General features: G+C 50.1%; 3 tRNA genes. All 3 read right to left on the bottom strand.

From position 1 onward, the window contains the following. Window positions 1–56: 56 nt before the first annotated feature. Window positions 57–130: transfer RNA gene (locus HMPREF3267_RS11190), tRNA-Arg, on the bottom strand. Window positions 131–139: 9 nt separating this feature from the next. After that, a tRNA-Leu gene (locus HMPREF3267_RS11185) sits at window positions 140–228 on the bottom strand. Between the two features lie 7 nt (window positions 229–235). Next, a tRNA-Gly gene (locus HMPREF3267_RS11180) sits at window positions 236–310 on the bottom strand. Window positions 311–357 lie beyond the last annotated feature (47 nt).

The following is a 357-nucleotide window of genomic DNA, read 5'->3' as shown; positions in this document are numbered from 1 at the left end:
ACCAAGTGCTCTACCAAGCTGAGCTACTTCCCGTATTAAATTATGTTTATAAAAAGCGCGCCCGATAGGAGTCGAACCCATAACCTCTTGATCCGTAGTCAAACGCTCTATCCAGTTGAGCTACGGGCGCTTTATAAAATGGTGCCGAGGACCGGAATCGAACCGGTACGGTGATCTCTCACCGCAGGATTTTAAGTCCTGTGCGTCTGCCAGTTCCGCCACCCCGGCAAAATAATGGAGCAGAAGACGGGATTCGAACCCGCGACCCCGACCTTGGCAAGGTCGTATTCTACCGCTGAACTACTTCTGCTTATATAAATCGTAATGAGCCATAGAGGATTCGAACCTCTGACCCTC

It is taken from the genome of Staphylococcus sp. HMSC62D11 (assembly GCF_001839145.1).
Taxonomy (GTDB): Bacteria; Bacillota; Bacilli; order Staphylococcales; family Staphylococcaceae; genus Staphylococcus; species Staphylococcus lugdunensis.
Note: the sequence above shows the minus strand (reverse complement) of the source record. Positions and strands in the feature narration are given on the sequence as shown.